At 61.6% G+C, this 20,908-nt stretch carries 23 protein-coding genes and 1 pseudogene; 8 read left to right on the top strand and 16 right to left on the bottom strand.

All coding sequences use genetic code 11. From position 1 onward, the window contains the following. Nucleotides 1-154: 154 nt before the first annotated feature. The 9 genes and pseudogenes from Q0O95_RS08040 to Q0O95_RS08000 form a co-directional block, all read right to left on the bottom strand. A complete protein-coding gene (locus Q0O95_RS08040) occupies nt 155-1,153 on the bottom strand; it encodes a hypothetical protein (protein ID WP_293697210.1) in 999 nt (332 codons plus the stop codon). A gap of 188 nt (nt 1,154-1,341) precedes the next feature. After that, a pseudogene (locus Q0O95_RS08035) lies at nt 1,342-1,428 on the bottom strand (helix-turn-helix domain-containing protein); the annotation flags it as partial. A gap of 8 nt (nt 1,429-1,436) precedes the next feature. After that, the gene (locus Q0O95_RS08030) at nt 1,437-2,453 is read right to left on the bottom strand and encodes an oligopeptide/dipeptide ABC transporter ATP-binding protein (RefSeq protein WP_293697208.1); all 1,017 of its coding nucleotides are present in this window, start codon (nt 2,451-2,453) and stop codon (nt 1,437-1,439) included. Then, entirely contained in the window at nt 2,398-3,396 is a 999-nt protein-coding gene (locus Q0O95_RS08025; RefSeq protein WP_293697206.1) for an ABC transporter ATP-binding protein, read from the bottom strand. The genes Q0O95_RS08030 and Q0O95_RS08025 overlap by 56 nt, the downstream gene beginning before the upstream one ends. Next, nucleotides 3,393-4,109, bottom strand: a complete 717-nt coding sequence (locus Q0O95_RS08020) for a hypothetical protein (protein WP_293697204.1) — start codon at nt 4,107-4,109, stop codon at nt 3,393-3,395. The genes Q0O95_RS08025 and Q0O95_RS08020 overlap by 4 nt, the downstream gene beginning before the upstream one ends. Nucleotides 4,110-4,134: 25 nt before the next feature. After that, a complete protein-coding gene (locus tag Q0O95_RS08015) occupies nt 4,135-5,097 on the bottom strand; it encodes an ABC transporter permease (protein WP_293697202.1) in 963 nt (320 codons plus the stop codon). Then, nucleotides 5,097-6,062 (bottom strand): ABC transporter permease, encoded by a 966-nt coding sequence (locus Q0O95_RS08010; protein ID WP_293697200.1) that lies wholly within the window; start codon nt 6,060-6,062, stop codon nt 5,097-5,099. Before Q0O95_RS08010 ends, Q0O95_RS08015 begins: the two co-directional genes overlap by 1 nt. Continuing rightward, a complete protein-coding gene (locus Q0O95_RS08005; protein ID WP_293697212.1) occupies nt 6,062-7,045 on the bottom strand; it encodes an aldo/keto reductase in 984 nt (327 codons plus the stop codon). The genes Q0O95_RS08010 and Q0O95_RS08005 overlap by 1 nt, the downstream gene beginning before the upstream one ends. 37 nt (nt 7,046-7,082) lie before the next feature. Next, nucleotides 7,083-8,675 (bottom strand): ABC transporter substrate-binding protein, encoded by a 1,593-nt coding sequence (locus Q0O95_RS08000; protein ID WP_293697198.1) that lies wholly within the window; start codon nt 8,673-8,675, stop codon nt 7,083-7,085. Nucleotides 8,676-8,994: 319 nt separating this feature from the next. Between Q0O95_RS08000 and Q0O95_RS07995 the strand changes: the two genes are divergently transcribed. Then, complete coding sequence (locus Q0O95_RS07995; protein ID WP_293697196.1) at nt 8,995-9,732, top strand: IclR family transcriptional regulator; 738 nt, start codon at nt 8,995-8,997, stop codon at nt 9,730-9,732. 26 nt (nt 9,733-9,758) lie between these two features. On the opposite strand, the gene Q0O95_RS07990 is transcribed toward Q0O95_RS07995, so the two are convergent. Together Q0O95_RS07990 and Q0O95_RS07985 are read right to left on the bottom strand one after the other, a co-directional pair. Beyond that, a complete protein-coding gene (locus tag Q0O95_RS07990; RefSeq protein ID WP_293697194.1) occupies nt 9,759-10,418 on the bottom strand; it encodes a response regulator transcription factor in 660 nt (219 codons plus the stop codon). Further along, nucleotides 10,403-11,836, bottom strand: a complete 1,434-nt coding sequence (locus Q0O95_RS07985) for a HAMP domain-containing sensor histidine kinase (protein ID WP_293697192.1) — start codon at nt 11,834-11,836, stop codon at nt 10,403-10,405. Before Q0O95_RS07985 ends, Q0O95_RS07990 begins: the two co-directional genes overlap by 16 nt. Nucleotides 11,837-11,983: 147 nt before the next feature. On the opposite strand from Q0O95_RS07985, the gene Q0O95_RS07980 reads away from it, so the two are divergent. From Q0O95_RS07980 to Q0O95_RS07965, 4 genes are all read left to right on the top strand, one after another. Beyond that, a complete protein-coding gene (locus Q0O95_RS07980; RefSeq protein WP_293697190.1) occupies nt 11,984-13,156 on the top strand; it encodes a phosphotransferase in 1,173 nt (390 codons plus the stop codon). Nucleotides 13,157-13,212: 56 nt separating this feature from the next. After that, entirely contained in the window at nt 13,213-13,623 is a 411-nt protein-coding gene (locus tag Q0O95_RS07975) for a hypothetical protein (protein ID WP_293697188.1), read from the top strand. A gap of 80 nt (nt 13,624-13,703) precedes the next feature. Further along, complete coding sequence (locus tag Q0O95_RS07970; RefSeq protein WP_293697186.1) at nt 13,704-14,096, top strand: MarR family transcriptional regulator; 393 nt, start codon at nt 13,704-13,706, stop codon at nt 14,094-14,096. Further along, complete coding sequence (locus tag Q0O95_RS07965; RefSeq protein ID WP_293697184.1) at nt 14,089-15,348, top strand: MFS transporter; 1,260 nt, start codon at nt 14,089-14,091, stop codon at nt 15,346-15,348. Before Q0O95_RS07970 ends, Q0O95_RS07965 begins: the two co-directional genes overlap by 8 nt. 103 nt (nt 15,349-15,451) lie before the next feature. Here the strand turns inward: Q0O95_RS07965 and Q0O95_RS07960 are convergent, their stop codons facing one another. Beyond that, nucleotides 15,452-15,934: a glutathione peroxidase gene (locus tag Q0O95_RS07960; RefSeq protein ID WP_293697182.1), complete on the bottom strand. Its 483-nt coding sequence runs from the start codon at nt 15,932-15,934 to the stop codon at nt 15,452-15,454. Between the two features lie 355 nt (nt 15,935-16,289). Between Q0O95_RS07960 and Q0O95_RS07955 the strand changes: the two genes are divergently transcribed. The 3 genes from Q0O95_RS07955 (at nt 16,290) to Q0O95_RS07945 (ending at nt 18,121) form a co-directional block, all read left to right on the top strand. Next, nucleotides 16,290-16,787 carry a hypothetical protein gene (locus tag Q0O95_RS07955; protein WP_293697181.1) on the top strand — a complete coding sequence of 166 codons (498 nt, stop codon included), beginning with the start codon at nt 16,290-16,292 and terminating at the stop codon, nt 16,785-16,787. Between the two features lies 1 nt (nt 16,788). Further along, the gene (locus tag Q0O95_RS07950) at nt 16,789-17,013 is read left to right on the top strand and encodes a helix-turn-helix transcriptional regulator (RefSeq protein WP_293697179.1); all 225 of its coding nucleotides are present in this window, start codon (nt 16,789-16,791) and stop codon (nt 17,011-17,013) included. A gap of 79 nt (nt 17,014-17,092) precedes the next feature. Next, nucleotides 17,093-18,121: an NADP-dependent oxidoreductase gene (locus Q0O95_RS07945; RefSeq protein WP_293697177.1), complete on the top strand. Its 1,029-nt coding sequence runs from the start codon at nt 17,093-17,095 to the stop codon at nt 18,119-18,121. Between the two features lie 32 nt (nt 18,122-18,153). On the opposite strand, the gene deoC is transcribed toward Q0O95_RS07945, so the two are convergent. From deoC to Q0O95_RS07925, 4 genes are all read right to left on the bottom strand, one after another. After that, nucleotides 18,154-18,831, bottom strand: a complete 678-nt coding sequence (gene deoC, locus Q0O95_RS07940) for a deoxyribose-phosphate aldolase (RefSeq protein ID WP_293697175.1) — start codon at nt 18,829-18,831, stop codon at nt 18,154-18,156. Nucleotides 18,832-18,848: 17 nt separating this feature from the next. Beyond that, entirely contained in the window at nt 18,849-19,847 is a 999-nt protein-coding gene (locus tag Q0O95_RS07935; protein ID WP_293697173.1) for an NAD(P)H-quinone oxidoreductase, read from the bottom strand. A gap of 141 nt (nt 19,848-19,988) precedes the next feature. Next, a complete protein-coding gene (locus Q0O95_RS07930) occupies nt 19,989-20,180 on the bottom strand; it encodes a hypothetical protein (protein ID WP_293697170.1) in 192 nt (63 codons plus the stop codon). Between the two features lie 397 nt (nt 20,181-20,577). Next, nucleotides 20,578-20,823: a hypothetical protein gene (locus Q0O95_RS07925; protein WP_293697167.1), complete on the bottom strand. Its 246-nt coding sequence runs from the start codon at nt 20,821-20,823 to the stop codon at nt 20,578-20,580. Nucleotides 20,824-20,908: the final 85 nt, after the last annotated feature.

Below are 20,908 nucleotides of genomic sequence, written 5' to 3'. Positions count from 1 at the left end.
CCACGCGAGACAGTTGATCGACCTTGCCGAGCGAGCGGTGCAAGCTCGCGGGTAAACCGCGCGTGACACGTCATTCAGAGCGCAGTTTAGGTCGGAATTATCGCTGAATTCCGACCCAAACCCCGCCCCGAATGCGCACTTCCACGCATCGCGTTCAACGTTGGGGGTTGCTGCGCACGGCTTCACGTATCTGCCGAATCAGTTCTTCCGGTCTGCGGTACAGCAACGCGGATGTCACCCGAACCACTTGCCACCCCGCCTCAGAATAGGCTCGATACTTCTCGATATCGCGATTCCATTGGCGTCGGCTAACCCGATGGTGTTCGCTCTCGTATTCGAGCGCGACGCGAAGATCCGGATAGGCGATTTCGCTGCAACCGAGAAGCCGTCCATTACGGCCGAACACATCGTAGTCCAGTGTCGGTTCGGGGAGCCCTGCGTCACGAAGCAGCAGCCTCGTGTGCGTCTCGGGCGGTGATGCGCTGCCGGTTCGCAGCAACGGAAGGGCTTCTCGAAGCCGGCGAACGCCCGGTCTGCGCCCCCGATCGACTTCGGCGCGCAGCTCTTCCAATGTCCCCATAGGAGGTTGCCCCAGCCGATTGGTTCCAGGAATACGGTCGCGATGGATCACGGCATCCCCGCACGCCACCACGTCCTGCAGCGTGAACCTGCTGGCCAGCATCCCCCACGTCGATGCCGGGGAAGTGAGGCGCATCCCTCGCAGTTCTCGCACGTCTGCCAGTTCGCGGCGTACCCGTACACCGCGAATCCCCTCGCGCCTTGGCGGCCGCGCCGGCGAGTGCACCGCAACTTCAAGTTGCCTGAAAGGACCGCTAGGGAGAGGAATGCCCAACAGCAGTGCAGCCGTGACACCCGAGAAGAACCAGTGCTTGCCCCGCATCATTCGGCCGAATGCCTTTGCTCGCGCGAGGTGTTCGACGTGCCACGGCAAAGGGGCGTGCGCACTTTCCTCCTCGCGTTCGGGCCCGTAGGGTTTCGCCGCATCCCCGTCGATGCGGTGATACACGCCGCGAAACAGGGAGCCGACATCTCCTCGCCGGAGTCGTTGACGGGAGACACCCGCCTCGAGGGCTTCGGCAAGCGTGAAGACCGTGCCGAGTGCTTCAGGAAGTTTCGCTGCGTGCCGAGCCATTCGGCCGAGCGTAGACGAAGTGCTGTTGCAGGAAACGCTGGGCGATGCGGCCTGTTGATAACTTCCGCCTGTGGACTCCTCTTCGCGCATACGCCACGTCGGACAACCGCTCACTCAGCGCTGCGTTTGGGTCGGAATTCCGCGCGAATTCCGACCCAAACTGCGCTTCGAATGGCCTCCGGCCGTGTTCACACCAGCCGGTAACCCATGCCGCGCACCGTCTCGATGCGATCGGCTCCGAGCTTGTTGCGCAGGTAGCGGATGTAGACGTCGACTCGTAATACTAATTGCTTGTAGCGCCAGTAACTACTTCGCACGCCACAAGATGTTCTTCATGTCGATGTGGCACCAACTGGGGAATCTGTTCGCTACAGCTGGGCTCAGCAATCGGGCAACGCGTATGAAAGCGGCAGCCGCTCGGTAGCCGAAGTGGCGAGGGCACGTCACCTAGCAGAGTTGAAGAGCGGTCCGCTGCTTTCTCCGGATCAGGCACCGGCACCGCGTCGATGAGCCCCTGAGTGTACGGGTGCAGAGGGTAATCGAACACTCGATCCACCGGCCCAGACTCGACGATGCTGCCGAGGTACATAACTGCGATCCGGTTGGCAATCTGACGCATCACGGATAGGTCGTGGGCGATGAACACGTAGCTGATTCCGAGATCTCTCTGCAGTTCTGCCAAGAGATTGATCACTTGTGCCTGCACTGAGACGTCAAGCGCCGCGACGGGTTCATCGCATACGATGACTTTCGGCTGCAACGCTAGCGCTCGTGCGATCCCAATACGCTGTCGCTGTCCTCCCGAGAACTCCGCAGGGTAACGATTTCGATGGTCAGGGGATAACCCCACGCGCTCGAACAGTTCTGCGACACGTTTTTCCCGCTGTGCCTTCGGCAGAACACCACGATGGATTTCAAACGGCTCACGCACTATCTGTCCCGCTGTCAGGCGCGGATCCAACGATGTATATGGGTCTTGGAACACCATCTGGACCTTGCGGCTCGTAGCCATGAACCGTCTGACTCCCCTGGCCATTGTTTTGCCTTCGATACGAACTTCACCGTCATCTGGGCTTTCCAGTCCGACAAGCATTTTTGCCAGCGTGCTCTTGCCGCACCCCGATTCCCCGACGATGCCCAACGTCTCGCCACTACGGAGAGTCAGATCGACGTTATCAACGGCAGTGAGCGACTTTCCTCTCGTACGGTAGCGCTTCGAAACCGCTTCCGCGCTCAGTGCTATTTCATTTCGACTCATCGCGAACGCGCTCCCATTCATGACAAGCGGCAATATGTCCACGGTCCACCTCAATTGGCTCCGGGATCTCGTCTCGACATGCCGCGACTGCAAATTCACACCTGGGAGCAAAGGAACAGCCTCGCCCCTGCCGGCCTAGTTGAGGGGGCCTTCCTGGAATGGTCGTTAACGCTCCGATCGATGTATCGATACGGGGAATCGCACCCAGGAGCGCGGTCGTATATCCGTGAGACGGCGATCCGAAAAGCTTGCGCGTGACCGTTTCCTCGACAATCCGCCCGGAATACATGACCGCGACGCGGTCGGCACGCTGAGCAACGATGCCTAGGTCGTGAGTAATAAGGACAAGCCCCATCTGCCGTTCACGTTGCAGGTCCGCGAGCAGATCGAGAATCTGAGCCTGTACCGTGACGTCAAGAGCAGTCGTAGGTTCGTCCGCGATGAGAACCTCGGGCTCCAGTGCGATACTCATGGCGATCATCGCACGCTGACGCATGCCGCCCGAGAACTCGTGAGGATACTGGTGAAATCGCTGCTCAGCATCGGGAATCCTCACCAGTTCAAGAAGCTCGATCGCGCGTTTTCGGGCGGCTGATCCCCGGATTCCCTTATGCACTCGGAAAGATTCAACCAATTGCTGGCCAACTGTGAATACCGGATTCAGTGCTGATAGGGAATCCTGGAAAACCATAGCGATTCTGGCTCCGCGAATCGCTCTCCACTGTCGCGGAGAATACCTCGACACATCGTCTCCACCGATGCGAATGGTTCCGTTCGTAACTCTTCCTGGATCCCCCACAAGGCCCATGACGGCACGTGCGGTAACGCTCTTCCCGCTACCGGACTCCCCCACCAACGCAAGCGTTTCGCCTTTCCCCACGGAAAACGACACATCATCGATCGCTTTCGCCGTAACGTCTTCCGTCTGGAACTCCACCGATAGTCGATCAACTTCCAACGCGAGAGGCATCTTTTCAATCGTCATGCCCGTTCCCTACGAAATAGGTGCGAAGGGTGATTGCCGATCACATCCGGTTCAACGAGACGCACCGACGCCCAAAGGCCGGCTAACGGCGACGTGACAACCGGCATCCCGTACGCCGACTCCATGTAATTCACTGCACGGGCAGTGCGCAATCCTCCGCAGGAGATGAGAGCGCCATCCGGCGAAGAGCTCCGCGCAACCGCCTCAGCACCCAGCATCATGACACGTTCCTCTTCGACGTCGTGCGCCTCATTCACAGTCTTCACTGAGAGGTGGGCCTCCCCGTCCGTGTCGAAACCTTCCTCTTGCAGGAAAGTCAGAAGACGGGTATGCACTTCTGTTGTATACGCCGACGCGACAGCGGGTCGCGAGATACTCAAGTCTCGAAGCGCGTCTACGATCGCAGTGCTCATTGTGGTCACCGGCAGACCCGTAGCGGTCCGCATCGTAGCGACAAGCTCGTCATTGAAGCTTTTGCCACGATACAAACTCAGTGACGTTCCCATTAAAGAGACCGCATCCGCTCCCGCGTCGCGCAATCTCTTGGCCGCGACTTCCACTGATGAGATCACGGAGTCATAACCCGCTACTGACAGTGCTTCCAGACCCAGCCCCTCAGCGATGAATCCTATGTGCGGATACACTGCTTCGGCATCCGGCGGCACCTCACCCGCACGCGGGGGAACGATCAAACCGACTAGAGGTTTCGACAACTGTTTTCCTTCCTTCACGTTCGCTTCACCGAAGTCGAACTCTGGGGTCGATAAGGGCATACGCGACGTCAACGACGAGATTCATGACGACGATGAAAACCGCCGCAAACATGACTGTGCCCATCACCACATTCAAATCACCGTTCAGCACGCCAGTAACCGCATACGATCCGACGCCGGGGATGCCCCAGATCTGCTCAGTGATAATCGTGCCGCCCAACAGGCCGCCGATATCCAAACCGACCAGCGTGATCAGCGGGGCAAGCGAAGGTTTCAGCGCCAAGCGCCCCAGAATGCGCCGCTCGCTCATCCCTTTCGCCCGCGCGAACCAAACGAAATCCGTGCGGAGCGTATCGATCATGGTCGAGCGCACGAACCTGGCGTACACACCGATGTTGACAAGAGCGACCGTGAACCACGGCAGCAGCATGTGCAAGAACCACTGCAGCGGACTCTCATGGATCGGCACGTATCCGCCCGAAGGGAACGAAGGCAGTCCGAGTCTGTTCAGTTGATAGAAAAGAACGTAGAACAGACCGAGGCCAATCAAGAAAGTGGGTGCCGAAAGACCGCTGATTGCCAAAATCGAGACCGTTCTATCAAGCAGGCTTCCCGGTTTGCGCGCGGCCATGGAGCCCAGAGGAACTGCAACGAGCACCGCGATGAGAATGGCACCCAGAGCAAGAGACGCGGTGGCGGGCAGCCTAGAGACGATCGATTCGAACACCGGCTCCTGTGTCCGGAAGGACACTCCGAAGTCCAGAGAGAGGAGCCCGCCGACCCAATCAAGATATTGCACCGGCAGCGGCCGATCAAGACCGAGGTTTTGCTCCACTAGGGCAACCGTTTCCCGTGTTGCTCCTTCTCCGGCGAAGCGCATGGCGATGCTGCTAGGTGCCCCCGCAAAGAACAAGGAGAACACTGCGATGGAAACGAGGAACAGGACGAGCAGGGAAGCACCAGCGCGTCTCACGAAATATCGAAGCATCAGCGACTCCTCCGCTCTGCCCGAGTTCGACCGCGCAAGCGGGTCCCAGGAGTCATGGCGTCGCGGAGTCCATCGCCGAGGAGGTTGAAAGAGAGCGTAGAGATCAACAACGCGACTCCCGGGAAGAAGATCGACCACCATGCAATGGCGTAGTTCCCCTGGTTCTCCGCGATCATTCCTCCCCAGGTCGGATTGGGAGGCTGAATTCCAAGCCCCAGAAACGACAGCGACGCTTCCATCACGATGATCTGCGGGATCAGAAGACTTCCATAGGTGAGCACCGGACCGGCTATGTTCGGCAGAATGTGCCGCACCACGATACGCAGGTCTGTAGCGCCCAGCGTCTTCGTCGCTTTTATGTAGTCCATTTCACGAATCGTCAACACGAGAGAACGAACCATGCGCGCCACAGTGCTCCAGCTGAAGACAATGATCGTCAACATCAGAACGCCGACACTGGCCCCGTGAATAACGACGACGGCCATCGCAACGACGAGGAACGGCAGCGCGATGACGAAATCGATGATCGCAGCGAAAATCGTGTCGACGATACCCCCGTAGAGCCCGGCGATCACGCCTATGCACGTGCCGATCAGGATTGCGGCTAACGCGCTCACGATCGCAATGAAGAACGTGTTCCGCGCGCCAAGGAGTATACGGGAAAGGACATCCCTCCCCACGAAGTCCGTGCCAAGCCAAAACTGCGCGCTTGGGGCGACCGGTACGCCGTACTGGTTCAGGCCGTGCTCACGATCCGGATCGATGGCGGATAGACTGAGCCAGTCGACCAGCAGCGGCGCGAAAATTGCGACCAGGGCGAGCAAAGCGATAGTCACGAGCGCAGCAACGCTCATCCGATCACGAAGCAAACGTTGTAGAACGGCGCTCCAGCTTCCCGCCTGTCCCCGGATGCGGCGAGGAGATGACGCTCCTCCCACCGCATCCGCCTGTTCGGTCAGTGCCACTATCGATCCCGATACGGGTCTCGTTCCGGCGGGACGATGGAACCCGGAGGAACATCCAGGGTGTGCCCTTCGATGCGAACCGTCTCATCAATGAGGCGACGCACCTCTGCACCGTGGCGCTTGGCAAGCTCTACCGCCCCGAGGTTCGTGCGCAGCTGGGTCACCGAGGAAGCCCCGAAAAGAACCGTCGCCGTTGCCTCATCTGCCAGCACGAAGGCGAGTGCCAGCTCTGCCGCAGTAACCCCGAAGCCCTCAGCGATCTCTCTTACCGCCGGCATCGCGGCCACGATCTGTTCGCGAATCCGGCCGGGATCTCTCCCAAGCACTCTTCCCGAGGTATCTCCGAGCCGCTTTCCTGCAAGCACTCCGCCTTCCAACGAATCCGATGCCTGCAGCCGCAAACGGCTTTCGCGGAACAGCTTGCGGTACCCTCCGCTCTCCGCGATTGATCGGCGAGCGATGTTGTACTTCAGCTGCATCAATACCGGAAGCGGACTTCCCTCAGCACTGAAATCATCGACGACCTGCTGCATGTGTTCCGGACTCCAGTTGATGCCACCCCAGCTGGCTGCGAGACCGCTCTCAACCAGCGGCAGTATTTCCTCCGCATGCTCGATCGGCTCATCGACGCCCCACCGCGGACCGTATAGCAGAGCGATGTCTACGCGATCCCGCTTCAGACGGTGTAGGGTCTCCTGCAGTTCGGCGACAACATCCGCGCCTTCGGTCTCCCTCTTCCAGACTTTCGTCATGATCTTGGTCGAATCGGGCGCACCGGCATCCTCAAGCGCACGAGATACGATCACCTCCAGATGAGGGGTTCTCGTGTAGTACGCAACATCGAACAGCGTGATACCCGCTTCGAGAGCGGTAGTCACGATGTCTACGATTTCCCTGTACTCCAGGCGCGCATACGTTTCGTAGGAGCCTAGTGAGAGGCCCGAAACTGTGAGTCCTGAATTGGGAAGGACCGAATATTCCATGGCGGAATTGGGTTGCTCTTTCACGCACACTCTCCTTCTACTGATCGAGCCAGACGAGCCCGGGCTCGAGGTTGTTGTAGCCGACGTTCACAACCGCGTTCTGCAGGCGGTCGCTGCGGTACAGGCTGATCTTCCCCGTGATGAGTGGTACCAGCGCGGAGTCCTCGACGAGCAGACGGTCGACTTCCATCCACAGCTCCGCGGCCGCGTCAGCGTCAGCCTCCGTACGTGCCTGCTCCATGACGCTATTGACCTCGTCACTGCTGTAGCAGGTGAAATTCGTCGTGCTGTTCTCACATCCGACGCCGTACCAATTCGGCATGAGCATCGTGCGAGCTCCATTGCCAACCCAAGTAGGGGACAGAGAGTTGATAGTGATGTCCCATGCTCCGCTTTCGGTCGCTTCGGCGTTTGTCGTGAATTGACTCGTCACGTTAGCGCCGGGCGTGGGAATCAGGTTGACTTCGATCCCCACGGCACGGAGATCCGCTTCGATCACTTGGGCGTACGCGTCATACCTCGAACCGGTGGCGTACACGAAGTTCACGGTGATGCCGTCCGGATAGCCGGCCTCGGCCAGCAGCTCGCGCGCAAGCTCGGGATCTCCCTCATCATCAGGAGTGGCGTACGTGTCGAGCACGTCGTAGCCGAATACCTGTTCTGTGAGCGCCTGGTAGGTCGGGAATTTCACTTCGAGTCCACCACCGGCCTGAGCCACTGCTGAACGGTTCACCGCATACTGGAACGCCTGCCTCACAAGAGGATCGGAAAGCGCGCCGTCGTTGTTCGGCGACTGGAAGTTGAATTGGATGTACGGGTTCACCGCACCGTCTTCGAACTGCATCAGATTCGGGTCGTTTTCGCTCATTAAGCGCTGTAGGTCGGGGGTGGGTACCGACTGGTTCCAGTACGAGTCGACTTCACCGGACTCGATCAGCCGCTGAACCCTGCCGGCATCCGCATAGCTCATATCGACTTCGAGCCCGTCGATATACGCTTCGCGATAGTCATCGCTCTCTTCTGACCATGACGGATTTCGCTCAAGCTCCAGCCGTTGATCTGCGACATACGAAAGAATCCGATATGGCCCCGATGCGATCCAGTTCGTTCGTAGCTCCGGCGAGTCCGGCAGATAGTTGAGGATTTCCTCCGGAACCGGCGCAACCGCGACCTGTGTCAGGATAGATTCGAAGTCATTTGCCGGAGCCTCCAGGGTGATAGTGAGTTCCTGACCATTGGCCTCGATGCCCGTTATGGAATTCGCCTCGAGGTACTCCTTCATCGAATCGACATCCGGAGCGATCTCACGGAAGGCATCGCAGTACTCTTCCATCCCTGCGATAACTCCGATGTAGTTGTCGAGATTGTTCCCGGGGCGTGCGGGATTACACAACCGTTTGAACCCGCGTTCAGCATCCTCTGCAGTGATCACTCGAGGCTCTTCTGTATCCCAAACCGCGTCGTCACGCAACGTGATGGAGTACTCAATTCCATCTGAGCTGATCTCCGGCGCTGCGGTCGCAAGGTCCGGTAGCGGCGTGGCAGCGGCTGCCTGATCCTCGTCCGTCGGCAGAATGTACAGCTGCCGAGTGATCGCACGATGCATATACGTGCCCGTGCTCGTGGCCACGATGGTGTCGAACGTCGGAATGTCCGAACTCCCCGCTAGGCGCAGGATGCCGCCGTATTGTGGCTCACCCGCATCGCTATCTCCAGAACCCCCGCTATCTGAGCATCCAGTCAGGACGAGGGCTGCGGCAAGCGATATTGCGAGCGCAAACTTCCTACCTTGTGATCTATGTATTGGGTTCGAAGGGGACATTCCCGGCTCCTCGGCAGCTTGTTCGTCGGCGTTGACTTGTCACGTTCGCTAGTGTTCCGTATAGTGGAACAATGATTCGCATAGTGGAACGCTTACTCTTGTATAGCCTCCGGTGAAAGGAATGTCAATGCGAAGTGTCGGTCGGGCTTTGGAAGTTCTGGAGACTATTGCCGATCTCCAGCCGGTGGGCGTCACGGACATCGCCCGCCACCTCAATGAGCCCAAGAGCTCAGTACAGCGAGTCATCGACACGCTCGCACAAGGGCGCTGGATCACCAGACAAACACCCGACGTCGCCAGTTGGTCGATTGCCGTCCGCACGACTCTCCTGGGACGCCGCTTTGCCGAGCAGATGGGAGTGGGGCAGCTTGCCCTAGAGACCATGGAACGACTCCGGCAGGAAACCGGAGAGACGATACACCTCGCTATCCCTCGCGAGAGTTCCGTCATCCTCATCGAACGGCTCGAGAGCCCCCACCCGGTCCGCTACGTCGAACCGCTCGGCGGTGCCGCATCCATCTTTCTCACCGCAACGGGAAAGTCGATTCTGGCGAATTTCGACGACGAACAGCTGGAACGCCTCATCCGGGCCAACGCAACTTCTCTTTCCGAGAACGGCATCGAACCAGAAGCTCTGCGCGAAGAGCTCGACCTGGTTCGCCAAGAAGGCTTTGCAACAACCAGACAGTGGCGCAGCGATGTCTTTGCAACCGCCGCGGCCATCCTGGGAGAAAACGAGCAACCTCTCGCCGCGATCAGCATCTCCGCCCCCGCATCCAGGGTCGGCGACACCGAACTCGTCTCCTACCCCGCACTCGTCCGAGACGCGGCAAGAGAAATCACCAAGCTTGTCAAGCGACAGTAACGATCAAACCGCTGTGAAACGCTTGTTCAGACCAGCCGGTAACCCATGCCGCGCACCGTCTCGATGCGATCGGCGCCGAGCTTGTTTCGCAGGTAGCGAATGTAGACGTCGACGACGTTCGAACCGGGGTCGAAATCGTAGCCCCATACGCGGCTCAGCAACTGCTCACGCGACAGCACCTGCCCTGCGTGCCGCATCAGCTCTTCCGCGAGCATGAATTCACGACCCGACAGATCGACCTCGGTTCCTGCGACCTTCGCGCGCCTCGTGCGAACATCCAGCTCGAGCCCCCTGTGCGAAAGAGCGGCCTCACCGGATGCCGCCTGCGTCGACTGCATACGTAAACGGATGCGCGCCAGCAGTTCATCGAACCGGAAGGGCTTCGCCATGTAGTCGTCGGCGCCGCCCTCGAGACCCGCGACCGTGTCGGCTCCGCCACCGCGGGCCGTCAGTACGATGACGGGCAGATTCGACCCCGAGCCCCTGACATTGCTCAGCACTTCGAAGCCGTCCATGCCGGGCAGCCCGATGTCGAGAATCATCATGTCGAACTCGTCGCTCAACGCAAGATCCAGCGCCTCCGGCCCCGTCGTCGCGACCCGTGTCGCGTATCCGGCCGCGCGCAGACCCTTCTCGACGAACGCCGAGATACGCGCCTCGTCTTCAGCAATCAGGATTGATGCCACTGCCCCTCCTCGTTACCTCCAAGGTATTGCTCCGCAGCGGAAACCGGCAGCGCAATCACGAATTCCGCTCCCGGCGACGCATCGCGAACCCACACCTCCCCGCCGTGACGGTCGGCGATGGCTCTGACGATCGCGAGCCCGAGGCCCGAGCCCGACGCGCCTCGCCCGCCGTCCGCGCCGCGGTTGAACCGATCGAAAATGCCCTGCTTCTGATCGTCCGGCACACCCTGACCGCGGTCGCGCACGAACAATTCGACCCATCCCGGGCGAGCGGTTCTGGCACCGAACGTGACGTGGCCATCACCGTGCTTGACCGCATTCGCCACCAGCTGGAGCACGGCCTGCGTCAACCGGTTCGAGTCACCGATCACACTCACGGCGGGGGCTTCGGCGACCGGTTCCAGACGCACGCTCTGCATCGCCTCTGCCTTGGCACGGATGCGCCCGACAAGATCGTCCACCTCAACGCGGTCGAACGCGAACTCCTTCGGATCGTGGAGCTTGGCGGCGTCACGAATGTCGTTCACGAGCCCGGCCATGCGATCCAGCTCGTCGATCGCCAGACTCCGCGTCTGGTCGACGTCGTCCGGGTCTCCCTTGTTCATGAGTTCCAGGTGGCCACGCACGATCGTGAGGGGCGTGTTCAACTCGTGCCCGACATCCTGCAGCAGCTGTCGCTGGGAATCGAGGCCGGCATCCAGGCGATCGAGCATGTCGTTCACAGTGCCCGCCATCTGCGAGACGTCGTCACGACCGGTGACGGGGATGCGCTCCCCGAGATTCGAGGCGGAGATGCGCTGCGCCATGCGGCTCATATCGCCGATGGGCCGCAGGAGCCGACCGGAGACCAGCAGCCCGACCGCGACGATGATCGCGGTGACGAGCACGGAGGCGCCCAGGAAGATGCCGGCTGCATCGTTCAGCTCCGCCAGCTCATTGTCGAGGTCGTACCCGAGCACGTAGATCACAGGATCCGATACGGCGCCGGAGGCGTCGGCAACCGTAATCGGCACCGCAAGGTACCTGACGGATCCGTCTTCGCCCGCAAACGTTCCCCTCACCGCTCTGTCGGTGCCCACTTCATCCACGATGCGATCGACGAAGCCATCAATCGACTGCAATTCGAGATCCATTTCGATGCCGGGAACGAGTCGCGGTTTCCCGTCCACGATGCCCAGGATGCCCGTGTTGTCGTCGAGCGGTGGCGATGACACCGCCGCTTCGAGCGCCCCTTCGGCGCTCGGCCAGTTGCCGCTGCCGACGAGGAAGTGCACCGCGTCGAGCGCGGAATCGAGATTACTGTCGATCTGCACGAGCTGACGCTGCCTATCGAGCAGATATGCCGTCGCCCCGGCGGTGAGCATGCCGACGAGCGACAGCAGGGCGACGACCCCGACAATACGAGTGCGCACGGTCATCGCTGGAAGGCGAAACCGTCCCTTCTTACGCGCGCGTGCAGACTCGTTCACAGCACTATTCAATCGTGCCCGGTGTCCGTGGCGCTCGCAGGTGAGAGAAGCCTCACAAAGACCCTCCCCATGCCGAATGTCTGCTGCAATCGAATCGTGCACTCTTCGAACCCTGAACTGCAGCTGCTGCTCGACGCGCTGGGCGAACGATTCGTCGATACGCCTAAGCCGATCAGCCGTGAACCGCTCGGCGACGGCTCCATAGCGGGTTTCGCCGCGACCGAGCCGGCCGCAATCGCCTACGATGATGCAACCGCGAGGGGTGAGGTGCACACCAACTGGTACGTCGACACCTCGCGACGAGCGGTGCAGCAGGAGACCGGGCTCGTGCTCGGCGACCACGAGAAGCCCGAGGCTCGCATCTGGCTGCATCCCGCCGATCCGCGGTTGCCCGCACTCGCCCCCGCGAGTTTCGAACATTCCGCGCGAACCCTGCTGGCCAGAATCGGTATCGATCTCGAGGGGGCGCCCTCGTTGCTCGCCTATCGTGCCGGCAAACGTGCGGTTTTCAGGATGCGCGGCTCAGCCGGAGCAACCTACCTCAAGGTCGTGCGCCCAGCGGTCGTGGCCGATCTCGCTGCCTCGCATACGGCACTCGCGGATGCGGGGCTGCCCGTTCCGCGCGTCCTCGCGTGGGGCGGGATCGGACTGCTGGTGATTCCCGAGGCGCACGGAGACCCGCTCTCCAAACTCCTCGACGAGGCCGACCCCGATCGGTTGCTCGACGCGATCGACAACCTTCGCCAGCGGCTCGGCGATGTCGATCTCGGGCGCGAAGCCCGGCCATCGCTCTCCCGGAGATCAGACTGGTACGTTTCGCGCATCCGAGCCGCGGCATCCGATGACGAAAAGCTTGCGGAACTGACGGAAACAGCCATCGCCAGACTTGGCCCGCGCCCCGAACCCCGACGCCGGCAGACCGTGCACGGCGACCTCCACACCGGCCAGCTGTTCATGCGGGAAGGCAACGTCAGCGGTCTCATCGACGTCGACACTGCCGGCACGGGCGACCCGACGGATGACGAAGCCGCGTTCGTAGGGCATTTGATCGCGTCGGTCGCCATGCGAGCAGCCGGTGGATGGCCGAGCGACCCCGTGCGCAGGCTCGCAAACGCTGCATGGCAACGGTGGTCGAGAGACGATGAAGCGCTGCGGCACGGTGTCGTTGTGCACGCACTGGGTCACGCACTGCTGCCGGCCGAACGCGGGAACTCTGCACTCGCAACCATGATCCTGCGGGAGGCGCTCGACCTCACCAACGGCCGATGAGAGCTCTCTCATGTTGATCTCGCCTCTCGTTCACGCCTCCGAGGGAGAGTAGAAGCATGCAGAAACGCTGGTTGATCACGACGACCGCCGCCGCGCTCTCGCTCAGCGCGCTGGGTGCCGCCGCTGTCGTCGCGGCAAGCCAATCTCACCTTGCTGATCAAGAGGGAGTCACAGTCGGTGACGGCGTGCAGAGCACGGATGAGCCCATCTCTGCGCCTCCCCCCGTCAATTGGAACGAGGCGTTGCTTCGCGCGCTTGAGGGATCAGCGGCCGATGCTCAGGACGTGACGGCGGACTCCCCGACCTCTCCCGAAAACGAACGTCGCGACGGCGACCGAGAGCAGAGCGACGGGGAGTCCAGGAATTTCCAGCTGAGCCCCGCTTCACCGCCATCACCGATCTCGATCGATTCCCCAGACTCTCCCGAATCTCCGGATTCACCGGATTCACCGGATTCACCGGATTGATCCCCTCAGCCATTAGTCAGGATAATTTGCTAGACTAATGGATTGTGTCTGACGCGAACCACTTCCCTCACGAATTGCGCATGGCTGTCGCGCGACTCTCCCGCGTCGCTCGCTACGCGAACACATTCACAGATCTGTCATTCCCGCAGATCTCTGCGCTCGCGAGCATCATGAAGCATCAGCCCATGACGCTGCAGCAACTCGCCGACCACGAACGAATCACAGCACCCAGCATGCTGAAGACCGTGCAGTCGCTCATCGAACTCGGCTACATCACGCGGCGTCCGCACGAAACCGATAAGCGCAAGCAACTCCTCGAAGTCACGAAACAGGGTAACGAAGCCACTGACGATGTACGCGAACGGCGCGACGCCTGGATGCAAGACCAGCTCGACCAACTGACAGAGGAAGAAATCGCCCTGCTGCGGGCTGCACTGCCCGCACTGCAGCGCCTCGCAGGGCGCCATGTTTAGATCACTCTCCATCTTCAACTACCGGGCCTGGTTCTTCGGTGCCCTGATTTCGAACATCGGCGCATGGATGCAGGCGACGGCACTGTCATGGATCGTCCTGACGGTCCTGACGGACAATGACGCCGGCGCCGTCGGCATCAACATGGCGCTGCAATTTGGTCCGCAACTCCTGCTCGTCCCCATCAGCGGACTCGTGGCCGACAAGTTCGACCGTCGCAAGATCCTGCTCGTCACGCAGTCGACGATGAGCCTACTCGCGGTTGCGCTTGCCGCGATCACCGTCACGGGTGTCGTGCAACTTTGGATGGTGCAGCTGTTCGCGCTGGCCTTCGGTGTCACGCAGGCGATGGATGCCCCGGCACGGCAGGCGTTCGTCTCGCAGCTGGTGGGGCGGCGGCTGCTGCCGAATGCGGTAGCGCTGAACTCGGCCTCCTTCCACGGCGCCCGCCTCATCGGCCCCGCCGTTGCAGGGCTCTCCATCGCGGTCGTCGGCCCCGGCTGGGTGTTCGCGCTCAATGCGCTGACGTTCCTGGCGATGATCATCGCGTTGCTCGCAATGCGACGTGACGACCTCGAACCGAGCCCGCGGGGAGCAAAGGGATTCCGTGACATCGCACAGGGGGTGAAGTACGTCGGTCGGAGAGACGACATCCTGATCGTGATGGTGATGGCCGTGCTGTTGGGGACTTTCGGGCTGAACTTCCCCATCTTCATCTCGACCATGACGATCGAGTTCGGTCACGACGCGGAGAGCTTCGGTCTCCTGTCGAGCTCGATGGCTATCGGTTCCGTCACCGGAGCACTGTTGGCGGCGCGTGCCGAGTATCCGCGCTACTCGCTGATCATCGGCGGCCTCGGTCTCTTCGCCCTCGGTGCCGCTGGCGCGGCATGGGCTCCGAACATCTGGTTCTTTGGCATCACGCTTGCGGCACTCGGGCTCTTCGGGCAGTTGTTCATGACCAACGCGAACTCGCAGATCCAGCTGTCAACGGCACCGGAGATGCGCGGGCGCGTTATGGCGCTGTACTCGGCGGTCTTCCTGGGGGGCACTCCTATCGGCGCTCCCATCGTCGGGTTCGTCGCGAACGCGTTGGGGCCGCGCTGGGGCATCATGGTCGCCGTGGTCGCCGCCGCGATCGCATTCGGCATCGGCGTGATCTGGTGGATGCGCGCCCGCAAGGCCGAGCGCCTCACGCGTACGGGCACACTCAGCGTTCCGCCCGTGACGCAGACGCTCGATACACGCAACTGACTGTCACCACGACCGGCACTACAAGAAGGCGCTCACTCCGGTCGCGCGACATCCTGCCGCACCGATGCTGCCGGCGATCCGCTTGCCCGCCGGCCAGGTCACGTCAGGCGTCGAGCGCCCGTTCGATGTCATCGGCGAGTTCGGCGGGCTCGGTCTGCGGTGCGTAACGACTGACTACTTGACCCTCTCGGCCGACGAGGAACTTCGTGAAGTTCCACTTGATCCGGTCGCCGAGCACGCCGCCCTTCTCGGTGCGAAGCCACTGGTAGAGCGGGTGCGCTTGCTTGCCGTTGACTTTCGTCTTCTCGAACATCGGGAAGCTCACGCCGTAGTTGACCTGGCAGAACTCCTCGATCTCGTCGCTGCTCCCCGGCTCCTGCCCTGCGAATTCATTGGAGGGGAAGCCGAGAATCGTGAACCCACGGTCACCGTACTTCTTGAACAGCTCCTGAAGGCCCTCATACTGCGGCGTCATGCCGCACTTGGACGCGGTGTTCACGACGAGCACCACATCGCCCTCGAAGTCGCGCAGCGAGCGCTCCTGCCCTTGCAGAGTCGTTGCCGTGAAGTCACCCAGAGTTGTCATGGATCCATTGTGTCACCGGATGCACGATGCCGCAGGGTCATTGCGTGTACCGTCCACGCCTTCTGGACGGTTCATGAGGGTTTCGATGGCGGAGCGGCAACGTGAACACCGCGCACCTCCCACTTGTCAAGCTCGCCCCACTTAGTTATATTGTTTATCGATATATCGAAAATCAACATACCTGGCGTTTGGCAGTTCGGGAGCCTCCATGACCACATCACACATCTGCTTCGCAAGGAAGCTTCTATCACGCACCGTACTGATAGCAATCATCGTGTTCGCATCGATTGGAGCCCTTGCCTCGCTGGTATACGGCGCCTTAGCAATAAGCGGGGCGACTATCGGATCGACTGTAATGGTCGGAGTGGTCACCGCTATAGAGACTGTTCCCGATCTGCACGTTCCCGATCACGCGGACGTGCAGTATTCGAGCATCACCATCTACGTCGCACCGCAGCACAACGCCGGTCTCTCCTGGGAGACGGCTGCCACGGTGCTGCCGTATATCGTCGCGGGGCTCACCTGCCTACTCGTCGTCCTGCTGGCCGCGCAGCTACTGCGGCAGCGTCAGTTCGGGATCGTCTCCGGTGTCGCCCTCCTCACTGTCGGGGCGCTGTCGATCGTTTCGGGCGCGGCAGTCCCGGCCATGCGGACACACGCTGCAGCCCTCGTGGTTGAGTCGCTCGGCCTGCCGACCAGCGGCGATCAAGCGTCCACATGGGTCGTTCCACAGAATTTTTCCGTTGAGTTCTCGGATTGGCCCGTCATCCTACTCGGCCTACTCACCGTTCTCGGTGGCTGGCTGATCCTGCGGGCGCGACAACTGCGTCTGGATCTCGAGGGAACGATCTGACGTGTTCGCAGCACGAAACGAATCGCGCATCCACTGCCGCCTCGACGAACTGCTCCAAGAGCGAGGAATGACCCTCGCCGATCTCTCGAAACAGATCAACATCTCGTACGCGAATCTGTCGGTGCTGAAGAACGATCGAGGGCGAGCGATCAGATTCACGACGCTCGCTGCGATCTGCGACGCCCTGGACTGCGAGGTCGGCGACCTCTTCGAAGTCCGCTCCTAGCCGCAGCCACTGAGACAGCCATCGGAACATAAGCGTCGGCGGCGCAGAGCGCCTAGTGTGGTTGGGGAAGGGAGCGCAGATGTCGTACATCAGCCAGCAGATCCGCTTAGCCTCCAGACCACAGGGGGTTCCACAACCCGAGAACTTCCGCACCGAGGAGCACCAGGTACGCGAACCTAGCGACGGTGAAGTACTGCTGCGCACGATCTACCTCTCCCTCGACCCCTACATGCGCGGACGCATGTCGGATGCCGAATCGTACGCCGAGCCGGTCACCGTCGGAGAGGTCATGGTCGGTGCGACCGTCTCCGAAGTGCTCGATTCGCGCTCGCCCGACTTCGAACAGGGCCAAATCGTGCGGGGATACGGCGGATGGCAGAGTCACAGCACCGAACCGGCCGCTTCGCTGCGCGCCCTGGACCCGGACTCGGCGCCGATCACGACGGCGCTCGGCGTACTGGGCATGCCGGGATTCACGGCGTACGCCGGCCTGCTCGCCCTCGGAAGGCCGGAGCCCGGCGAGACCCTCGCAGTAGCGGCGGCCACGGGACCGGTCGGGAGCGCCGTCGGCCAGATCGCGAAGCTCAAGGGCTGCCGGACGATCGGGATCGCCGGCGGGGCCGACAAGGTCGCCCACCTCCGGGATTTGGGCTTCGATGTTGCGCTGGATCACAGGGCCGATGATCTCGGCAGCCGGCTGCGCGACGCGACACCGGATGGCATCGACATTTACTTCGAGAACGTCGGCGGTGCCGTCTTCGACGCGGTCCTGCCCCGGCTCAACACCTTCGCACGAGTGCCGGTCTGCGGGCTCGCTGCCACATACAACAGCACGGAGCTGCCGGAGGGCCCGGACCGCTCTCCTGCGCTGATGGGACTCATACTGAGGAAGTCCCTCACGTTGCGGGGGTTCATCCAGAACGAATTCGTACCGACCATGTTCGAATCCTTCTTGCGCGACATGGGCGCGTGGGTCCGCGCTGGCGACGTTCGCTACCGGGAGGACATCACGGAAGGGCTCGAGCGCGCACCGGAAGTCTTCACCGGCATGCTCGGCGGCGGCAACTTCGGCAAGACGCTCATCAAGGTCTCGGATCTCCAACGCTGAACGAACGGGAGCCTGCCGGCTGCGGCTTCCGCTCAGTAGCCAGAGCCGGAAGCATCAGTGTCGTCGGCGAGGATGGCCGATGCTGCTGATACGCCGAGTCGAGTTGCGCCGGCTTCGATCATCTCGAGAGCAGCCGCGCGGGAGCGGATGCCACCGGATGCCTTGATGCCGAGCTTGCCCTCGACGGCTTCGGACATCAGCCTGACCGCGTGCACGGATGCGCCCCCGGACGGGTGAAAGCCGGTGGAGGTCTTGACGAAGTCGGCTCCTGCTCGAGCTGCGGCTTTCGAAGCACCCACGATGGCCTCGTCGTCGAGGGCCGCGGTTTCGAGGATGACCTTGAGCACCGTCGGCCGGGGAGCGGCTCCTCGCACCTCGCGAACGTCCGCTTCCACATCGTCGAAGCGGTGCTCGGCCGCAGCCGCAACGTCGATGACCATGTCGATCTCGTGTGCGCCATGCGTCACGGCGATCTGCGCTTCGAGCGCCTTCACGCGGGAGTCGTGCTTGCCGCTCGGGAATCCGGTAACGACCGCGACCTTGACGTCGCTGGTCTCGGGAATCTCGACGGGCAGCATGTTCGGAGACACGCACACCGAGTACACGTCGTGCTGCACTGCATCCGCGACGAGGGCCTCGACGTCGGAGGGAGTGGCTTCCGGCTTCAGCAGCGTCGAGTCCATGTACTTGGCGAGGGTTGCATTATCCATGTGCATATTCTCGCACCTCACGCACGTAACAGGATCTTGCCGCGGCGATCCCGCTGCTGGAATCGTTCCTGCGCTTCCGCAGCGTCGGTCAGGGCGAAGACATCCGACACCTGCGGAGCGATGCCTCCTCGTTCGATGAGCGGCCACACGTGCTCGGCGACCTGGCTCATGATCTCGGTCTTCTCCTCGACCGAGCGTGCCCTGAGGGTCGTGCCGGTTATCCAGGCGCGCTTGGCCATAAGCGCCGGGATGGAAAGTTCGCCCTTCGCGCCACCCTGCATTGCGATAATCACGAGGCGGCCGCCCGTGGCAAGCGCCTTCACGTTGCCGGGCAGGTATGATCCGCCCATGATGTCGAGGATGATGTCAACTCCTGCCCCTTCCGTGATCTCGTGCGTGCGGGCAGTGAAATCCTCGTCGCGATAATCGATGACGTGATCAGCACCGAGAGTTCGACAGTATTCGGCTTTTTCTCGGCTACCTGCGGTCGTTATGACGCGCAATCCCAGCTCGCGCAGCAACTGCACGGCGAACGATCCGATGCCGCCCGCTCCTCCGTGCACCAGTGCGGTTTCTCCCTCGGTGGCGTTGCCGTGCATCACGAGGTTCGCCCATGTCGTTGCGGCAACCTCGGGCAGGGCGGCCGCATCCGTTGCGGAGACGCCGCGGGGTATCGGGGCGAGCTGGCCGGCAGGAACCGATACGTATTCGGCGTAGCCGCCTCCGGCGAGCAGCGCACAGGCCCCGTCGCCGATGTTCCAGCCGCGGACATCTTTTCCGGCGGCAACGATCGTGCCGGATGCCTCGAGCCCGGGGATGTCGGATGCGCCCGCGGGCGGCGGATACTCGCCCCTTCTCTGCAGGATGTCGGCGTTGTTGATGCCCGCCGCTCGCACACGCAGCAGCACTTCCCCGGCTGCGGGCTGCGGAACGGGCCGTTCGGCGACGACATCGAGTTCCGCCGCGCCCCTGTATTCGATCGCCTTCATAGTCTCGGGTAGCTGCAGGTCGTTCACGGGTCTCCTCTCGCTGTCAGCTCAGCTGCGGCGCCTTGCGGAGCGCATCCGAGCCGCTCTCCCTCATGCTTACGCAGCTCAAGTATCCCGCGAAAGCGAAAACGGGGCCGCCCCGAAGGGCGACCCCGTTACCCCGGGCGCTCATCGTAGTGGCTGCAGTCGGAGTGCTTCGAGCTCGAATCGCTCTCGATCGGCCATTGCCTGCTGATAGGCGGCCGAGTCTTGCAACGATTCCTTCTCGACGCTGGGCTCAAGCGCCCATCGTTCGAGAACCTTCGACGCACTTAGAGCGAGCCGACGCGGAGCCGGTAACGCGAGTGTGTAATTTGACACGATCGTCTGCTTTCTTGCATCGCGGCCTCACCAGAGCTCATAGGTGAAGGCACTGTTTTGACAGGTGTTGCGGGATGCCCGTCGGCTACGACGAACAGAGCTCCGCAGCGGGAGAGAAGAACGAGATGGCAACGCGGATGCGCGTTACGCGTTCTGGAGTGACGCCTGCGAATATCAGGTGGTCACTGCGGCGGCAGAAGAATGCCTAGTGCGTCCCCGGCAAGAGGAGGACTACTGCAGCGACATGGATTTCGATAACCATTGCGAGTTCCTCCTTTCTTGATTCAACGGGCAAACGTACAAGAAGTTAACTTAGTACGGTTGAGCCAGCTACCACAAGGGCAAACGGCAAATTCGATCGATCGAATGTGCGAGGTGTCACCGCGCGGCCTCGATTTCAGGATTCATCGTCGGCTTCCGGCCCCTCAGTGTCACCGTCGGGCGCCTCCGCTTCCGCGTCATCCTCATCCCCATCGCCGCCCCAGCCGCTCATTCCTGCGCCGAATGCGAGACCGATCGCGGCACCGAACAACATTCCGAGCGGGAGGTTGTCGAACAGCAGCATGCCGACGCCCGACCCGATCGGAAGGCCGAGCGCCAGACCGATTGCGAGGCTCGTGCCGGAATTTGGCTTTCCTGCCATCGTCAGACCCTTCTCATTCGCGCGTCGCGTCTAGCTGTATGAGGCCAGGACGTTGTTGACGCGTAATGGTGTCGCGGATGCGGGC

The organism is uncultured Agrococcus sp., assembly GCF_945915485.1.
In the GTDB taxonomy this organism is placed as follows: domain Bacteria; phylum Actinomycetota; class Actinomycetes; order Actinomycetales; family Microbacteriaceae; genus Agrococcus.
The sequence above is the reverse complement of the archived record's forward strand: the minus strand, read 5'-3'. Positions and strand labels throughout refer to the sequence as shown.